The sequence below is a fragment of the Kribbella sp. NPDC026596 genome (assembly GCF_040638415.1).
Classification (GTDB): domain Bacteria; phylum Actinomycetota; class Actinomycetes; order Propionibacteriales; family Kribbellaceae; genus Kribbella.
Genome location: NZ_JBEZYF010000023.1, coordinates 70,999 through 87,749, shown reverse-complemented (window position 1 = coordinate 87,749; position 16,751 = coordinate 70,999). Strand labels below are relative to the sequence as shown.

Annotated in this window: 16 protein-coding genes; 6 read left to right on the top strand and 10 right to left on the bottom strand. The window is 67.8% G+C overall.

Annotated features, from left to right (window positions below):
- The first annotated feature begins 51 nt into the window (after window positions 1-51).
- Genes AB0E63_RS20775 through AB0E63_RS20760 form a run of 4 tightly spaced genes read left to right on the top strand, consistent with a single transcriptional unit; the run spans window position 52 to window position 3,498 of the window.
- Entirely contained in the window at window positions 52-969 is a 918-nt protein-coding gene (locus AB0E63_RS20775; RefSeq protein ID WP_360368364.1) for a hypothetical protein, read from the top strand.
- 59 nt (window positions 970-1,028) lie between these two features.
- The gene (locus tag AB0E63_RS20770) at window positions 1,029-1,697 is read left to right on the top strand and encodes a response regulator transcription factor (protein ID WP_360368361.1); all 669 of its coding nucleotides are present in this window, start codon (window positions 1,029-1,031) and stop codon (window positions 1,695-1,697) included.
- Window positions 1,694-3,073, top strand: coding sequence for a CHASE3 domain-containing protein (locus tag AB0E63_RS20765; protein WP_360368358.1), 1,380 nt, complete (start codon window positions 1,694-1,696; stop codon window positions 3,071-3,073). Before AB0E63_RS20770 ends, AB0E63_RS20765 begins: the two co-directional genes overlap by 4 nt.
- A gap of 23 nt (window positions 3,074-3,096) precedes the next feature.
- On the top strand, window positions 3,097-3,498 hold the full coding sequence (locus tag AB0E63_RS20760; RefSeq protein WP_360368356.1) for a response regulator: 402 nt from the start codon (window positions 3,097-3,099) through the stop codon (window positions 3,496-3,498).
- A gap of 39 nt (window positions 3,499-3,537) precedes the next feature.
- Here the strand turns inward: AB0E63_RS20760 and AB0E63_RS20755 are convergent, their stop codons facing one another.
- Genes AB0E63_RS20755 through AB0E63_RS20745 form a run of 3 tightly spaced genes read right to left on the bottom strand, consistent with a single transcriptional unit; the run spans window position 3,538 to window position 6,682 of the window.
- Window positions 3,538-4,812: an ABC transporter permease gene (locus AB0E63_RS20755; RefSeq protein WP_360368353.1), complete on the bottom strand. Its 1,275-nt coding sequence runs from the start codon at window positions 4,810-4,812 to the stop codon at window positions 3,538-3,540.
- Window positions 4,809-5,579, bottom strand: coding sequence for an ATP-binding cassette domain-containing protein (locus AB0E63_RS20750; protein WP_360368350.1), 771 nt, complete (start codon window positions 5,577-5,579; stop codon window positions 4,809-4,811). Before AB0E63_RS20750 ends, AB0E63_RS20755 begins: the two co-directional genes overlap by 4 nt.
- The gene (locus AB0E63_RS20745) at window positions 5,576-6,682 is read right to left on the bottom strand and encodes a substrate-binding domain-containing protein (RefSeq protein WP_360368347.1); all 1,107 of its coding nucleotides are present in this window, start codon (window positions 6,680-6,682) and stop codon (window positions 5,576-5,578) included. Before AB0E63_RS20745 ends, AB0E63_RS20750 begins: the two co-directional genes overlap by 4 nt.
- A 185-nt stretch (window positions 6,683-6,867) precedes the next feature.
- On the opposite strand from AB0E63_RS20745, the gene AB0E63_RS20740 reads away from it, so the two are divergent.
- On the top strand, window positions 6,868-8,517 hold the full coding sequence (locus AB0E63_RS20740) for an APC family permease (protein WP_360368344.1): 1,650 nt from the start codon (window positions 6,868-6,870) through the stop codon (window positions 8,515-8,517).
- A 207-nt stretch (window positions 8,518-8,724) separates the two neighbouring features.
- Here AB0E63_RS20740 and AB0E63_RS20735 read toward each other — a convergent pair whose 3' ends face one another.
- From AB0E63_RS20735 to ald, 7 genes are all read right to left on the bottom strand, one after another.
- Entirely contained in the window at window positions 8,725-9,459 is a 735-nt protein-coding gene (locus AB0E63_RS20735; RefSeq protein ID WP_360368341.1) for a pseudouridine synthase, read from the bottom strand.
- Window positions 9,449-10,867, bottom strand: a complete 1,419-nt coding sequence (gene scpB / locus AB0E63_RS20730; protein WP_360368338.1) for an SMC-Scp complex subunit ScpB — start codon at window positions 10,865-10,867, stop codon at window positions 9,449-9,451. Before scpB ends, AB0E63_RS20735 begins: the two co-directional genes overlap by 11 nt.
- The gene (locus AB0E63_RS20725; protein ID WP_360368459.1) at window positions 10,864-11,817 is read right to left on the bottom strand and encodes a segregation/condensation protein A; all 954 of its coding nucleotides are present in this window, start codon (window positions 11,815-11,817) and stop codon (window positions 10,864-10,866) included. The genes scpB and AB0E63_RS20725 overlap by 4 nt, the downstream gene beginning before the upstream one ends.
- Window positions 11,818-11,837: 20 nt before the next feature.
- On the bottom strand, window positions 11,838-12,203 hold the full coding sequence (locus AB0E63_RS20720) for a hypothetical protein (protein WP_360368335.1): 366 nt from the start codon (window positions 12,201-12,203) through the stop codon (window positions 11,838-11,840).
- Window positions 12,188-13,099: a ParA family protein gene (locus AB0E63_RS20715; protein WP_360368456.1), complete on the bottom strand. Its 912-nt coding sequence runs from the start codon at window positions 13,097-13,099 to the stop codon at window positions 12,188-12,190. The genes AB0E63_RS20720 and AB0E63_RS20715 overlap by 16 nt, the downstream gene beginning before the upstream one ends.
- Before the next feature lie 390 nt (window positions 13,100-13,489).
- On the bottom strand, window positions 13,490-14,434 hold the full coding sequence (gene xerD, locus AB0E63_RS20710; RefSeq protein ID WP_360368453.1) for a site-specific tyrosine recombinase XerD: 945 nt from the start codon (window positions 14,432-14,434) through the stop codon (window positions 13,490-13,492).
- On the bottom strand, window positions 14,431-15,546 hold the full coding sequence (gene ald / locus AB0E63_RS20705) for an alanine dehydrogenase (protein ID WP_360368332.1): 1,116 nt from the start codon (window positions 15,544-15,546) through the stop codon (window positions 14,431-14,433). The genes xerD and ald overlap by 4 nt, the downstream gene beginning before the upstream one ends.
- A gap of 390 nt (window positions 15,547-15,936) precedes the next feature.
- Between ald and AB0E63_RS20700 the strand changes: the two genes are divergently transcribed.
- Window positions 15,937-16,683, top strand: coding sequence for an aminoglycoside phosphotransferase (locus tag AB0E63_RS20700; protein WP_360368329.1), 747 nt, complete (start codon window positions 15,937-15,939; stop codon window positions 16,681-16,683).
- Window positions 16,684-16,751: the final 68 nt, after the last annotated feature.

The window sequence follows — 16,751 nt, the reverse complement described above, 5'->3', positions numbered from 1 at the left end:
GGCCGTCAGGCGCATCGTGCTCGGTGACTACAACGTCGTTCTGGAGGCCGGATGAAGAAGACGCGGACCACGGCGGCACTGCTCGGTACGGCGCTGCTGGCGGCCGTACTGACGCCCGGATCGGCGCAGGCCGATGCCGGGCGGGCGAGTGCGACCTGCGGGCTCACTCTCGGGGCGGTGACGAGCGCGGGCGATCACAAGTTCCAGAGGATCACCGCGCCCTCGCCTGTGACCACGACCAAGCCGGCCGTCGGACCGGCCGGGCTGTTCCCGGTCGACCAGGCCCGGCTCGCCGGTGCGGTCGGGCAGCAGCTGGATCCGCCGTCCGGTCTGGCGCGCAGTGGGTACGTGACCATCGTCAACGAGCTGTACGGGTTCGACTACGTCGTCGACCAGACCACCGGTCAGCTCGACCCGGACTCGGTCAAGCAGTGGCGGGTCGGCGGCGGCTGGACTCCCGAGTACACGTACTTCGAGGAGTCGAGGTACTCCGACCCCGCATACTCGCGGACCAACACCTACGCCTTACAGGGCGGGGTCATCTGGCGGTGGACCGTGGACAAGCTGGCGTGGCGGAGCAAAGCGGCGTACCCGGGCTTCTCGGCGGTGAAGACGCTGACTCTGATCAGCCAGACCCGGACCTACGACACCTTCCTGGCCAGTACGCGCGGTGGCGCGCTCTACACGATCCGGATCCCGCTGACCGGCACTCCGGTGGTGAAGAAGGTCCGCGCCGCCACCTGGCAGGGCTTCGAGACCTTGATCGCGGAGAGGTGCGGCAGCCAGAGCACTCTGCTGCTGGGTATCGACAAGGACACCCGGACCGCCTACCTGTACGCCGTCAGCCACGCCAACGGCGCCGCAACAGTGATCAAGGGCCTGGGCCAGGTGGGCACCGAGTTCACCGACAAGACGTACTTCCGCTTCTACGGCGACACTCCGGAGGCCCCGAAGCTCTACGGCGAGTGAGCACGCGCACGTTTGTTCCTGATTTTCGGGTGTAACACTGGCCGGTGGAGGTATTGACCATGGGCCTGACTCGGGTGGCGATCGCGGACGACGATGTGCTGCTGCGTGAAGGGCTGGCCAGTCTGCTGGAGCGGTCCGGATTCTCGGTCGTGGGGCAGGCTGGGGACGGGCCGGAGTTGCTGGCTGTGGTGCAGAGTCAGGGGCCTGATCTGGTCATCGTCGACATTCGGATGCCGCCTCTGCATTCGACCGAGGGGCTGGATGCGGCCGACGTCATTCGGCGCGAGTACCCCGAGACCGCCGTACTGCTGTTGTCGGCGCATGTGGAGGTCGAGCATGCGATCCAGCTGATGGCGGCCGGCCATGGCGTGGGCTATCTGCTCAAGAGCCGGGTGACGGACGTCGAGGAGTTCCTCGAGAGTCTGCGGCGGGTTGCCCGTGGTGGGTCGGTGGTCGATCCCGCTGTGGTGCAGGAGCTGGTCGACACCCGGCACCGCCACGACCCGCTGGAGGCCCTCAGCGATCGCGAACGGGAGGTACTGGCGCTGGTCGCGGAAGGCCGTTCGAACGCCGGTGTCGCCCGCCGGCTGTGGGTCACCGAGGGGACGGTCGAGAAGCATGTCCGCAGCATCCTCACCAAGCTCGACCTGCCCGAGGCCGACGACGATCACCGCCGCGTCCTCGCCGTCCTGACCTACCTGGGCGGCACTCACCGCAGGTCGACGTGAGCGGCGGAGTCGCGCGCCGGGTCGCCATCGCCAGCGGACTGCTGATGCTACTGGTTGGCACCGGGTTCGCAGTACTGCTCTTCTCGGTCCAGGACCTCCGTGGGTCGGAGCAGCAGGCCAGGCATTCGGCAGCGGTTCTCACCAATGCTCATCAGGTGGAGCGGTTGGTGTCCGACCTGGCGTCCGGGCAGCGCGACTTCGTCATCACCGGTCAGGAGAAGTTCCTGCAGCCGTGGCAGATGGCCCAGTCGGAGTTGCCGGCGCAGACGTCAGCGCTGGACCAGTTGGTGGCGGGCAGCCCGGGCCAGCTCACCCGCGCCGAGGAGGTCAGCCAGGACGTGACCTCCTACCTGCGCGACTACTCGCTGCCGCAGGTCGAGGCGGCCCGGCGGAACCCGACGTCGGCGCGGACCGAGGCCGTCATCGCCGAAGGCGCTCGCCGGGTCACCGCGATCAGGTCGGTCCTCGACCAACTGATCGGCGCGGAGCAGCAGGCGTCAGCGGCCGAGCAGTCGCACTCGGATGCGATCGCCGGCCGGGCTGCGCTGGCTGCCACGACTGGTCTCGTCGGTTCCGTGGTCCTCGTCCTGGGCTTCACGATCTACCTCACTCGGGCGATCGTCCGGCCGGTGCTGGTGACGGCGGCGATGGCGGACCGGCTGGCCGCCGGCGACCTCGGCGTACGCGTTCCTGAAAAGGGTGTCGGCGAGATCCGCACGCTGGAGCGCACGTTCAACACGATGGCCGACTCACTGGGCGAGGCCACCGCCGATCTGGCCGCGTCCCGGGCGCGCCTCGTCAGGGCGGCGGACGAGACGCGCCGGCGGATCGAGCGGGACCTGCACGACGGGATCCAGCAACGCCTGGTCTCGTTGGCTCTCGACGTACGAGCGATTCAGGCGGACAGCCCGGATTCGCTTCCGCAGCTCGACGAGGTCGCTGATGGCCTGTCGGTCACCCTGGACGAGCTGCGCGAGATCGCGCGTGGCATCCACCCGGCGATCCTGTCCGAGGGCGGCATCGGTCCGGCGGTGCGCACGCTCGCGCGCCGGTCGAAACTCCCGGTCGAGGTCGAGGTGGACTTCGCCGACCGCCTCCCACCACCGATCGAAGTTGCCGCGTACTACGTGGTCTCCGAGGCCCTGACGAACGCGGCCAAGCATGCGAGCGCGTCGTACGCATCCGTCGAGGCTCACCTCGAGGACGGTCGGCTGCGACTGTGCGTCCAGGACGACGGCGCCGGCGGTGCGGACCCGACGAAGGGTTCCGGGCTGATCGGGCTCGACGACCGCGTGCAGGCACTCGGTGGAACGCTCGTGGTCGAAAGCCCTGTAGGAGAAGGCACAACGCTCTCGGTGTCCCTGCCGATCACTTGAGCGACATTGTGCAGGCAGCAGGAATGTCAGCGGGGTCGAGCACTGCGATGCTGGTCAGCATGGTGCGGTGCCTGATCGTTGATGACAGCCGGCGCTTCCTCGATTCGGCGCGCGGACTGCTGGTGCGCGAGGGGGTCGCCGTCGTCGGTACGGCGACAACCTCAGCCGAAGCCACCGACCTGGTCGAGCGGCTGCGGCCCGACGTCGTCCTGGTCGACATCGACCTCGGCGGGGAGAGCGGCCTCGACCTGGTCACGCGGCTGCGCTCGGCCGGCTCGGCGACGCCGATGATCCTGATCTCGACCCATGCCGAGCAGGACTACGCGGACCTGATCGCGGCGAGTCCCGCGATCGGCTTCGTGGCGAAGTCAAGGCTGTCGGCCGGCGCCATCCAGGGACTGCTGAACGATGCCACCGGCAACTGATTGCCGGTGGCATCGCGGTGTATTGCCTGAAAGTCCTGCTCAGCCGGATCGGCCGCGCCGGACGACCGCGTCGAAGCCGGCCGCGAGCAGCAGCACGGCCCCGGTGACGACCCACTCGTAGCCCGACGAGTTCGCACCCTGGATCAGGTCGCTCATGCCATTGATGATCACGGCAACCACCAGACCGCCGAGAACGGCGTCGATCATCCGGCCACGGCCACCGAACAACGATGTGCCGCCAATCACCGCCGCGCCGACCGCCAGCAGCAGCGTGTTGCCCGCACCGGCGTTCGATTGGACCGACTGGAGCAGCGAGGCCGCGACCACGCCGGAGACCGCGGCCATGCCGGAACAGATCACGAACACGGAGATCCGGATCTGCGACACGGCCACACCAGCACGCCGGGAGGCCTCCTCGTTGCCGCCGACGGCGTACACCCGCCGGCCGTAGCGGGTACGGCTCAGCGTGAAGTGCCAGACCACGAACAACAGCACCAGCAGGACGACCACCCACGGTTCGCCCTGCGCCTTGTTGCTGAAGAACGCGTTCGTGATCAGGTTGCGGTTGATGCCCATCTCGTACGTGAACGCGCTGCCGAGCACCGCCACCACAACCACCTTCGCCACGATCACCGGGACCGGTGTGGCAGAAAGCCCGGTGCGGCGTCGGCCGCGAGCGTCGGCCAGTTTGATCGCCGCGTAGCCGAGGACGAAGACCGCGAGCAGGGTCCAGCCCAGCCACAGCGGGAGGAAGCTGTTCTCCAACGCGATGATCGGCGAGCCGCCCGGCAGGATCACCGAACCCTGGCCGCCGACGAGGATGAGCGTCGCCCCTTGGAACGCCAGGAACGTCGCCAGCGTGATCACGAACGACGGGATACCGGCGCGAGCGCGGAGCCACCCCATCACGAACCCGATCACCAGTCCGACCGCGAGGCCGGCGAGGACTCCGAGCCACCAGGGCGCGCCGTGCCGCAGCATCAGCACTGCCATGATCGCCGAACAGAGACCGCCGGTGGTGCCTGCCGACAGGTCGATCTCCCCCAGCAGCAGAACGAAGACCAGCCCCATCGCCATCACGATGATCGGTGCGGCCTGGATGACGAGCGCCTCGAGGTTGTACGCGCTCAGGAAGCCCTGGTGCACGATCGCGAAGAAGGCGGTGATGACCACCAGGCCCACCACGGCCGGAGCCGACCCGAGCTCGCCACCTCGTAGGCGGGCCAAATAGTCCCGCACGTAGGCGCTGAGCGCGCTCGGGCCCTTGACCGGTTTGCGTTCCGGCGCCTCGGCTTCGACGACCTGGGCATTCACGTGGTCGCTCCGATCTCAGTAGGCAACCCGAGCTCGCCCGAGCGGCCGGTGGTGATCAGCTCGACCACCTGCGTCTGGTTCACATCGGTACGCGGTACCTGCGCGGCCATCCGGCCCAGGAAGAGGGCCGCGATCGAGTCGGCCACCTTCAGGACGTCGTTCATGTTGTGCGAAACGAGGACCACGGCAACACCGCGATCGGCCAGCCGGCGGACCAGGTCGAGGACCTGCTCGGTCTGGGCCACGCCGAGCGCCGCGGTCGGCTCGTCGAGGATGACGATCTTCGAGCTCCACAGCACGGACTTGGCGATCGCGGCGGTCTGCCGCTGGCCGCCCGACAGGCTGGCCACTCGTTGCCGGACCGAACGGACGGTCCGGACCGACAGCGAGGCCAGGGTCTGCTGGGCCAGCTGCTCCATCGCGTTCTCGTCGAGCGTGTGCAGCCGGGTGATCTTCTCGCGACCGAGGAACATGTTGCCGACGACATCGAGATTGTCGCAGAGCGCCAGGTCCTGGTGGACGATCTCGATGCCGAGCTGCGCCGCGTCCCTCGGTTCGTGCAGGTGTTGCGGCGTACCGTCGATGCGGATCTCGCCCGCGTCGATGCGGTGGATGCCGCCGATGCACTTGACCAGCGTCGACTTTCCCGCACCGTTGTCGCCGACCAGGGCGGTGACTTCACCTGCCGCGGCGTCGAAGTCGACGGCCGACAGCGCCAGGACCGGGCCGAACGACTTGCCGACGCCGCGCAGTTCGAGAGTCGTCACGGGGTGTGGATTCCGTTCTCCGCGCACACCTTCACGAGCGCGGGAGTCGGGCAGACCGAGGTTGCGGTCTCGTAGCCATCGGTGACCGGCAGAGCGACGTTCTTCTTGGTGATCACGGTCGGGTCTGCCAGGTACGACGGGACCTCGCGACCGGTCGTCGGGTCCTTGGTCGTCGCCGGGGCGGTCGGCTTCTGGCCGGCCAGGATCTGACCCGCGAGCTTGATCGCGACGTCGGCCTCACCCGCGACGGGCTTGTAGATGGTGAAGCACTGAGTGCCGGTCATCACGTTGTCGAGGCCGCCGGCGGTGGAGTCCTGCCCGGACACCGCGACTTTGCCGGCCAGGCCCTGTGACTTCAGTACGTTGATGACGGACTGCGCCATGGTGTCGTTGGCCACCATGACCGCGCCGAGGTTCGGGTGCTGGCCCAGCATTGTGGTGAACACGGTCTGCGCGGTCGCGGGATCCCAGTTGCCGGTCTGCTCGGCGAGCTTCGTCCAGCCGGGCTGCTTCGACAGTACCGAGTTGTAGCCCTGGGCAAACAACGTGGCGTTGTTGTCGGTCGGCGCGCCGTCGACATCGACGTACCCGACCGTGGTCTTGCCCTGCACCTGGGGGCACTGGGTCAAGGCGGTGCCCTGGTCCTCGCCGACCTTCACGTTGTCGTAGGAGACGTAGTACTCGGCGGTGCCGCCGGTGGTCAGGCGGTCGTAGTCGATCGTGACCACGTTGTGCTGCTTGGCGAGCGACTCGATCGCCTTGCCGGATCCCGAGTCGAGGTTCGTCACCAGCAGTACACCGACACCTTGGTTGATCAACGCCTGGGCCTGCGCCTCCTGCGTGGTCGCGCTGGCGTTCGCGTTGTCGATGTAGCACGTGAGCTTGTTGTCGGCGCATTGCTTGCGCAGCTCGTTGGGATCGGCGGAGACCCAGCGCGGCGAGGACGCCGTGTCGGGCAGCAGGATGCCGACCTTGGTGTTGGCCGGCGGAGCGCTACTGCTCGTCGACGGGTTGTTGTTATTGCCACAGGCAACTAGTCCGGCCAGCAGCGCCGTGGTCAGCGCCACGGCCTTCACTGGTGTTCGCAACGTAGGTGTTCGCATCGTGGGTCCTTCGGCTCGCCGCAGGTTTCTCCCGTCAGCATGCGATCTACCCGGCGGGAAATCGTCGCCGCTGGCATCCATCCGCGTTGGCTGCCAGCAGCAAGCCGCCGTACCGGCTAGCAGGGGGTCCGGGACTGCAGTCAGCGTTACTGCCGCACCGGTCCGCGCCGCGTCATGGTGCTGGCATGGCCATTTCTGCGGCAACACCCTCGGCCCGGCAGAGCCGGCCGGGGCTGAAGCGGGACATCGGTTTCGTCGGCCTGATCTGGGCCTCGGAGGGATCGATCATCGGCTCCGGCTGGTTGTTCGGAGCGCAAGGCGCACTGTCCACGGCAGGCCCCGCGGCGATCATCTCCTGGGTCATCGGCGGCGCCGCGATCCTGATCCTGGCGCTCGTGCACGCCGAGCTCGGCGGCATGTATCCGGTCTCCGGCGGTACGGCCCGGTTCCCGCACTACGCCTTCGGCGGCGCGGCCGGTGCTTCCTTCGGCTGGTTCTCCTGGCTGCAGGCGGCAACGGTGGCGCCGATCGAGGTGCTCGCGATGATCACCTACGGCCAGCACTACTCGTGGGCGAACGGCTGGCTGAAGACTTCCAACGGGCAGCACATTCTCACCGGGAGCGGGATCGTGGTGGCGATCCTGCTGATGGCCGCGATCACCGCGATCAACTTCCTCAGCATCCGGCTGCTGGCCCGGACCAACAGTGCGGCGACCTGGTGGAAGGTCGGCATTCCGCTGCTGACGATCTTCGTGCTCGCGATCGCCCAGTTCCACGGCAGCAACTTCACCGCCGCGGACGGCTTCAACCCGTACGGCGCCAAGGGCATCCTGTCCGCGGTCTCGACCAGCGGCATCATCTTCGCGCTGCTCGGGTTCGAACAGGCCGACCAGCTCGCCGGCGAGAGCAGCAACCCCCGGCGGGACATTCCGCGCGCGGTGATCGGCTCGATCGTGATCGGTGCGATCATTTATGTGTTGCTGCAGATCGTGTTCATCGCGGCGCTTCCCGCGGATCAGGTCAAGGGCACCTGGTCTACCGCGGCTTTCGGCGCGCTGACCGGTCCGTTCGCGCAGCTCGCGTCGTTGCTCAGCCTCGGGTGGCTGGCCGCGATCCTGTACATCGACGCGATCGTCTCCCCCGGCGGCACCGGCCTGATCTACATCACGGGCAGCTCGCGTGTGTCGTACGGACTGAGTCGGAACGGCTATGTGCCTTCGGTTTTCGAGCGGACCAACCGGCGCGGCGTGCCGTGGGTCGGGCTGATCGCGGCGTTCGTGATCGGGTGCATCTGCTTCCTGCCGTTCCCGAGTTGGCGGTCGCTGGTCGGGCTGATCACGAGTGCGAGTGTGTTGATGTACGCCGGTGCGCCGTTGTCGCTGGGGGTGTTCCGGAGTCGGTTGCCCGCGGCCTATCGCCCGTACCGGCTGCCTCGCGCTAGCTGGCTGTCGCCGCTGGCGTTCGTGGTCGCGAACCTGCTGATTCTCTGGTCGGGGTGGACGACGGACTGGAAGCTTGGGGTCGCGATCCTGATCGGGTACGTGATTCTGATCGGCAACCGGGTGTTGAAGCTGAACCCGATCACACCGCAGCTCGACCTGCGGGCGGCGCAGTGGCTGCCGGTGTATCTGATTGGGATGGGGTTGATCGTCTATCTGAGTGACTTCGGGCCGTTGAAGCACCCGTGGTTCCCGTTGTGGTGGGACATCGTGGTCGTCGCTGTCTTCAGTCTGGCGATCTACTTCTGGGCTATCGCGGTGGCGCTGCCGGCCGAGCAGATCCAGCACATGGTCGACCAGATCGTCGTACCGGAGGAGGCGGACCTGGCGTCGTGAGTGGGCGGACCTCCCGCACTCACCAAGCGCCGATCAGGGGCGGCTGTCGTCGCCGGGCGAGCGTGAGGTGACGCCGCCACGCGACGTTGGTGAGTGGCGGGGGTCCGCAGCAGCCTTCGGCCCGGTGGCCGGGGCCGGGAGGGGTTTGCGGGGGCTGGGACACGGTATGACGTGTCTCAGCCCCCGGGTTCTTGTGTCAGGTCCCGGCTAGAGGTCGACCAGGTCCAGGAGTTGGCCTAGTTCCTTGGAGTCCAAGGGGCGGAGCTCGCCGGTGTGGAGGTTGCCGCGGCGGACCGGGCCGATGGCGGTACGGGTGAGGCGTTTGACCGGGTGGCCGATGGCGTCGAACATGCGGCGGACGATGCGGTTGCGGCCCTCGTGCAAGGTGATCTGGATGAGGGTGCGGCCGCGGATGCTGGAGATGACCTTCACCGTGTCCGCCTGCGCCGGGCCGTCGTCGAGGTCGACACCGTCGAGGAGTCTGCGCAGTACTCCCGGTTTGACGTTGCCTTCGACTTCGGCGACGTACGTCTTGGAGACCTCGTACGACGGATGCGCGAGGCGGTGCGCGAACTCGCCATGGTTCGTGAGCAGCAGCAGCCCCTCGGTGTCGGTGTCGAGGCGGCCGATGTGGAAGAGGCGCTCCGAGCGATCCTGCACGTAGTCCGCGATACATGGGCGACCTTGGGGGTCCGCCATCGTGGTCACCACGCCGCGGGGCTTGTTCAGTACAAGGTAGACGTGGGCGCTGACCGGCGGAATCCGTTCGCCGTCCACCCGGATGACCGATACCTCAGGATCCACTCGCACCCCGAACTCGGTCACCACCGCGCCATCAACCTCGACCCGGCCCTGCTCGATCATCAGCTCAGCATTCCGCCGACTGGCCACGCCGGCCTGAGCCAACGCCTTCTGCAACCGAATCCCAGCCTCATCCCCCATCCCGCACCTCCTCCCGGGACCCCGAATCCCCATCAACCCCGCGATCCGCCCCAACCAACTCGTCAGCCCCACCCGCCGGCTCTACTCCCACAGACCCGTCCGCGGGTTCTGCTCCCGCGGCCCCGTCCTCGGGGTCTGCTTCATCGGCCGACTCGTGCTCGAGGTCCTCGGCGTCATCCGCCAACTCCGGCTGGCCAGTCGACTCGTCCGCCGACTCCGGCTGGCCAGTCGACTCGTCCGCCGACTCCGGTTGGCCGGTCGACTCCCCCGACTCCACCCGATCCGAGTCTGCACCCGCCCCAATCCCATCCGCACCCTCGTCGACGTCATGCTCCTCATCGACGTCGAGGTCGACGGACTCACCGGCGCTCAGGTCGCCGTCGATGCCTGCGTCCGCAGCATCAGGCTCCTGCTCGACGTCGAGGTCGGCCGGCTCGCCGGCGCTCAGGTCGCCGTCGATGCCCGTGTCAGCGTCATCCGACTGGTCCGCCGATGGCTCGTCTGCGTCAGCCGCGTCGGTGGACGGCGTGCTTGGCTCGTCGACGGCCGCCTCGTTGGTGGGCGGCGTACCCGAGTCGTCGGCTTCGGACGGCGTACCTGGGTCGTCCGGCGAGGCGTCGGGTGAGGGGGTGGGTGGGAGGGTTTGGGCGGCTAGTTCGTCCTCGATGTCGTCCATGTCGGGGAGGTAGGGGGCTAGTTCGGGGAGGTCGTCGAGGGAGTGCATGCCCATGCGCTCCAGGAAGTACGAGGTGGTGCGGTAGAGGGTGGCTTGGGACTCGGTGTCTGAGCCGGCTTCCTCGACCAGGCCGCGGGCGACGAGGGTACGCATGACGCCGTCGACGTTCACGCCGCGGATGGCGGAGACTCGGGCTCGGCTGACCGGCTGTTTGTAGGCGACTACGGCCAGGGTTTCCAGGGCGGCTTGGGTCAGGCGGGCCTGCTGGCCGTCCAGGACGAAGCGTTCTACGTACGGCGCTGCTTCGACGCGGGTGTAGTAGCGCCAGCCGCCGCCTACCTCGCGGAGATCGAAGCCGCGGCCCTGGTCGGTGTACTCCTCGGCCAGGGTGCTCAGCGCTGCTGACACATCTCCTGTCGGCCGTCCGACCGCGCGCGCCAACGTCAGCACCGGTAGCGGCTCGTCCGTCACCATCAGGATGGCCTCGAGGGCTCGGCGCATGGTGTCGTCGTCGATCACCACCTCGTCCCCCACGGGCATCTCGGTCTGCCCCGGCGGGAGGTGGTCCTCGTCCTCTAGTACGTCGTCCTCAACGTCAACCGGTACGACGTTCTCCACGGAGTCAGCCTCGTCACCGGAGTCGGCGGGCGTGGTGTCGGCGTCGGCGTCCTCGGCAGACGGGGTGGCCTGGTCGGGTGCAGCGGCCTCGGTTGGGGTGGTTGGTTCGGTCACTGGTTTGCCGTCTCGTTGGGTTCGTGGGGCGGCTGGGGGGCGTCTTCTTCGGTGAGGGATTCGCCCGGTTCCAGGAAGGTGGTGTCGTCGGAGACCCTTGGGGCCTCGCCGTCTTCGGGCGGGGGCTGGGATTCCTCGTCGAATTCGTCGGAGACGTCTACTTCGCCCTCGTCGGAGCCGGTCCAGCGGATGGTCAGTTCGCCTAGCGGCGTTACCTGGTCGAAGGTTACGGCGGCCTCGCGGAAGAGTTCCAGGAGAGCCAGGAAGCGGCAGACGGTGGTGACGGTGTCGGGGGAATCGGACACCAGCGCACGGAAGGTGGTGCTGCGTTGACGACGCAGGCGGTCGACGATCACGACCGCTTGTTCGCGGACCGTCACCGTCGGCGCGTGCAGGTGGGCGAGCGACACACCTTCCGGTACGTCGGTCTTGGGCGCCAGCGCACGGGCGGCCAGGGCGGCGAGTCCGGCGGGGTCGATGCCGAGCAGGACCTCCGGCAGCAGTTCGGCGAATCGCGGCTCCATGCCGACCGCGCGCGGGAAGCGGCGCGACTCCTGTGCCATTCGCTCCTGCATCAGTGCCGCGATCTGCTTGAACGCGCGGTACTGCAAGAGTCGCGCGAACAACAGGTCCCGCGCCTCCAGCAGCGCCAGGTCCTCGTCGTCCTCGACCTCGCCCTTGGGCAGCAGCCGCGCCGCCTTGAGGTCGAGCAGCGTCGCCGCGATCAGCAGGAACTCCGACGTCTGGTCCAGATCCCACTCCGACCCGAGCGCCTTGATGTGCGCGATGAAGTCGTCGGTGATCACCGAGAGAGCGATCTCGGTGATGTCCAGCTTGTGCTTGCTGATCAGCTGCAGCAGCAGGTCGAACGGCCCCTCGAAGTTGACCAGGTGGACGCTGAAACCCTTGCCCTCGGCAACAGCAGGAGCACCCCCCGAGGACAGTTCCAAGGGTAACGAGTCCGACACAGTCACTCCGAGGCCTTGAGCCGCCGTACCAGCACCGAATCCGGCCCGTGGTCGACGAAGTCGGCCAGCAGCACGTCGATCGCCTCGCGGACGATCCGGCCGCGGTCGGCCATCAACCCGTGCTCGGCCCGGAGCGCGAGTCGTGTCTGTTCCAAGCCGAGTAGCTCCTCCTCCGTCACGTACACGGTGATCTTCGTGTCGTGGCGGATCCGACCACTCGATCTGCGGTCGTCGTCGACGGCCGTGCGCGACCGCACGGAGGCGGTCGACGGTCCGTCGGTGGTGGTGCGCTTCTCGGGTCTGGTCTGCTTCGGTGCCGCACCCCCGAAGAGTTCACTGGCACCTGGCAGGCTCACCCGGCGGGACAACGCGCCAGCACCTCCTTGGCAAGATCGCGGTACTGGTGCGCCGCGGACGAGGACGGGGCGTACGTCGTGATGGGCTCGCCGACGACCGTGGTCTCGGGGAACTTGACGGTACGCCGGATGACGGTGTGGAAGACACGTTCGTCGAAGGCCTGGACCACGCGGTCGAGGACCTCCCGGGCGTGCGTCGTACGCCCGTCGAACATGGTGCCGAGGATCCCGACGATCTCCAGCTTCGGGTTCAGCCGGTCCTGCACCTTGCCGATCGTGTCGGTCAGCATGGCCAGTCCGCGGAGCGCGAAGAACTCACACTCCAGCGGTACGACGATGCCGTTCGACGCGGTCAGCGCGTTCACGGTGAGCAGACCGAGCGACGGTGCGCAGTCGATCAGGATCACGTCGTAGTGCGGGATGATCGGCTCGAGCACCCGCTGCAGGGTGTACTCGCGGGCGACTTCCTGGACGAGCTGCACCTCGGCCGCGGACAGGTCGATGTTGGCCGGCAGCAGGTCGAGGTTCTCCACCCGGGTCGGCCGGATCACCTCGTCCGGGGTGATGTCGCGCTGCATCAGCAGGTTGTAGACCGACAGCTCCAGGTCGTGCGGCTGCACGCCGAGCCCGATCGAGGCCGAGCCCTGCGGATCGAAGTCGATCAGCAGCACCTTGCGGCCGGTCTCGGCGATCGCCGCGCCGAGGTTGATCGTGGTGGTGGTCTTGCCGACGCCACCCTTCTGGTTGCACATCGCGATCACCTGCGCCGGCCCGGTCTTCGTCGGCGGCTGCGGCACCGGCAGGTCCGGCAACGGCCGGCCGGTCGGTCCGATCTTGTTCCTCGGACCGTGCGCGTCATTCACAGGTGCGATGTCCTCCGCGGTCAGCTTGGCCGTCGGCCTCGGCATCTCCGCATAGTTGTCGGGTGGGGTCAGGTTCCGCTGCGGCTGCGGTGTGGCAACCGGCTGGGAGACCGTCGGCGCGATCGGCTGGGCCGGCGACGGGAACTGCTCGGTGCCCGGGAATGTCGACTCGTTCATGACTCGTCAAACCTTTCAACCGATACGGGCGATCCCAGCGACTGTAAGCGTGCATTCAAGCACTCTCAACCAGCCACTCCGCACCGGGGTGGGGTGGTTTGTCGACAAAGCTCCGGACACGGCCGATCACCCCATCCGGATGACCAACCGTAATCAGATGATCGCACACAGTCCCCGATCATCCAGCACCGGGGCTACAGTTTCACGAGCTCCGCCATTCCCCGAAACTCGGCAGGATGAACCGCCGGACCAGGTCGGTTATGAGGAGAGGGCTCGCGGGTGGGAGGTTGCGTAGACCTCGCGGAGTTTGTCGACGGTGACGAGGGTGTAGACCTGGGTGGTGGTGACGGAGGCGTGGCCGAGGAGTTCTTGGACTACTCGGACGTCGGCGCCGCCGTCCAGGAGATGGGTTGCGAAGGAGTGGCGGAGAGTGTGCGGGGAGATCTCCTTGGCGATCCCGGCGCGCTGTGCGGCCCTTCGCAGTACTGTCCAGGCGCTCTGCCTCGACAACCGGCCGCCGCGAGCGTTCAAGAAGAGGGCAGGAGTGCCCCGACCACGAGACACCAGCTCCGGACGCCCTCGGACCTGGTACGCCGCCAACGCCTCGCGGGCGTAGGACCCGACCGGGACGACCCGCTCCTTGCTGCCCTTGCCACGCAGCAGGACCGCATTGGTCTCCAGGTCGATGTCGTCCACGTCCAGCCCGACCGCCTCGGAGATCCGAGCGCCCGTGCCGTAGAGAAACTCCAGCAGGGCAGCATCCCGGGTCGCCAGTACGGCGGGCTCCGCTTCAGCCCCCGCGGCTGCGGCGAGGATCCTGGTCACCTCGTCGACGGACAGTGCCTTGGGCAACCGTTGCGGCGGCGCGGGCGGCTTCACCGCGGCCGCGGGATCCACCGCGGTCAGCCCTTCCCGCAGACAGAACCGATGAAAGCCGCGGACGGCGACCACCGTCCGGCCGGCGCTGGACGCGGTGAGCGGCGGATGGTCGGCGTCGCCCTCGCGCAACCGCATGAGGAAGTCGCTGACCGCGGCCTCCGAGATCCGGCCGAGGTCGTCGATCCCGGCCCCCGCGAGGTAGTCGCCGTACCGGCGCAGGTCACGCCGGTACGACGCCAGAGTGTTCGCGGCCAGGCCGCGTTCCACCGTGAGGTGGTCCAGGTAAGCGCTGACCGCCCGGGCGATGCCCGGAACTGTGCTCAGACCAGCACCTCGTCGAGCTTGCGCTGGGACAGGTCGTGCGCCTCGGCGATCGGGCCGTAGGTGACGTGCCCGTCGAAGGTGTTCAGGCCGAGCGCCAGGCTGTGGTCCTGCTTCAGCGCCTCCCGCCAGCCGAGGTTGGCCAGCTCGATCGCGTACGGCAGCGTCACGTTGGTGAGTGCGTACGTCGAGGTGTTCGGCACCGCGCCGGGCATGTTGGCGACGCAGTAGAACAGGGAGTTGTGGACCTTGTAGACCGGGTCGGCGTGCGTGGTGGGACGCGAGTCCTCGAAGCAGCCGCCCTGGTCGATGGCGATGTCGACGAGCACGCTGCCCGGCTTCATCCGGCGGACCAGGTCGTTGCTGACCAGCTTCGGCGCCTTGGCGCCGGGGACCAGCACGGCGCCGATGACCAGATCGGCCTCGAGCACCGCGCGCTCGATCTCGTACGAGTTCGCGGCGATCGTCAGCAGGTGGCCCTGATAGATCCGGTCCGCCTCGCGCAGCCGGGCGATGTTGCGGTCGAACAGCTGGACCTGTGCCTGCATGCCGAGCGCGATCGCGGCCGCGTTCATGCCGGAGACGCCCGCGCCGATGATCACCACGCGGGCCGGGTGCACGCCGGACACGCCGCCGAGCAGCACGCCACGGCCGCCGCCCTGCGCCATCAGGTGGTACGCGCCGGACTGCGGCGCGAGCCGGCCGGCCACCTCGCTCATCGGAGCCAGCAGCGGCAGTGATCCGTCCGGCAACTGGACCGTCTCATACGCGATCCCGGTGATTCCGGACTCCAGGAGCGCGTCGGTGCACTCACGACTGGCGGCCAGGTGCAGGTAGGTGAACAGGACCTGGTCCTTGCGCATCCGGTGGTACTCCTCGGCCACCGGCTCCTTTACCTTGAGCACCAGCTCGGCTTCTGCCCAGACCTCGTCGGCCGTCGGAAGGATCCGCGCCCCCGCCGCGACGAACTCGTCATCGGGGATCAGCGAACCGCTCCCCGCCCCTTGCTCGATCAGAACCTCGTGCCCGTTGCGCACGAACTCGTGCACTCCGGACGGGGTGATCGCCACCCGATATTCGTGGTTCTTGACTTCCTTCGGAACTCCGACCTTCACAGCTCGCCCTTCTTTCCCGATCCAGGTGTGCGGCCCACGTCGTTGTGTCCGCGGCCCGGCGTGAGGGGTGATGCCAGGTCGCTGCCGAGTGTAAGCCCGCGAGGTTCATACCACTCGACCGGATGGTCTGATCGTTGTACGACTCGCAGAACTGTTGCCCAGCGGTTCGGTTACACTCCTATAAGACGCGGTGGCACGCTGTACATATACGGCCCTACCCCTCCGCCCCGGACAGGGACGTTCGCACCGGAATCCCTTGCCTCGCAGGCTTTGCGCAATCTTGACGCAATCTCCACGTCTGTCTTTACACCAGTCTTGCACTGCCCCGAAAAGCCAACATTCCTGCTCTTCCGGTACCCCCATTCCAATCGTTTGAGGGAAGGTTCTGACATGGACGCTGAGATCGCTCTCCCGGGCGGCAACGTCGGCGGCGCGGTCCGGGTAGGCGACACGGTTCGGCGCGCGACCGGCCCGTGGACGCCGGCAGTTCATGGCCTGCTCAACTACCTCGCGGACGCCGGCCTGACCGGCATCCCGCGGGTGCACGGTTTCGACGACCAGGGCCGCGAGATCCTCGACTATCTCCCGGGTACGTCGTACGGCCCCGAAGTACCGGATGACGTGCTCGCGGACGCCATGCGGTGGCTCGCGGACTATCACCGGGTGGTCGCGTCGTACCGGCCCGAGGGCGAGATCGTGTGGCGGACCAGCCGCAGTGAACTCGCGGTCGATCAGATCATCTGTATGCACGACTACGGGTACTACAACTGGATCGGCACCGCCGACGGGTTCAGCGGCGTGATCGACTGGGACATGGCCGGGCCGGGCGTCCGGCTCGACGACATCGCGTTCACCGCGTGGAACACGGTCCCGCTCGCCGTCCCGATGGACCCCGCCTACCAGGCCGCGCGACTGCGCCTGATGGCCGCCTCGTACGGCGGTGACGTGTTCACGCCGCGGCAGATCCTGGAAGGCGCACCGATCCGGGCGCAGCGGTCAGCACGCGTCATCCGCGCCGGACAGGTCGCCGGTGACCCGGGCATGCTCAATCTCGGTACGGTCGGTGAACCCGAACGCACCGAGCGTCGACTGAAGGACCTGCAACGTCGCGTTCCGGAGATCGCCGCCCACCTCTGACGTGACAGCCATCATTGACGAACCCTCCCGCCGGTCAGGGATGCTTGGAATGGAGCCCGCCCGCTCCC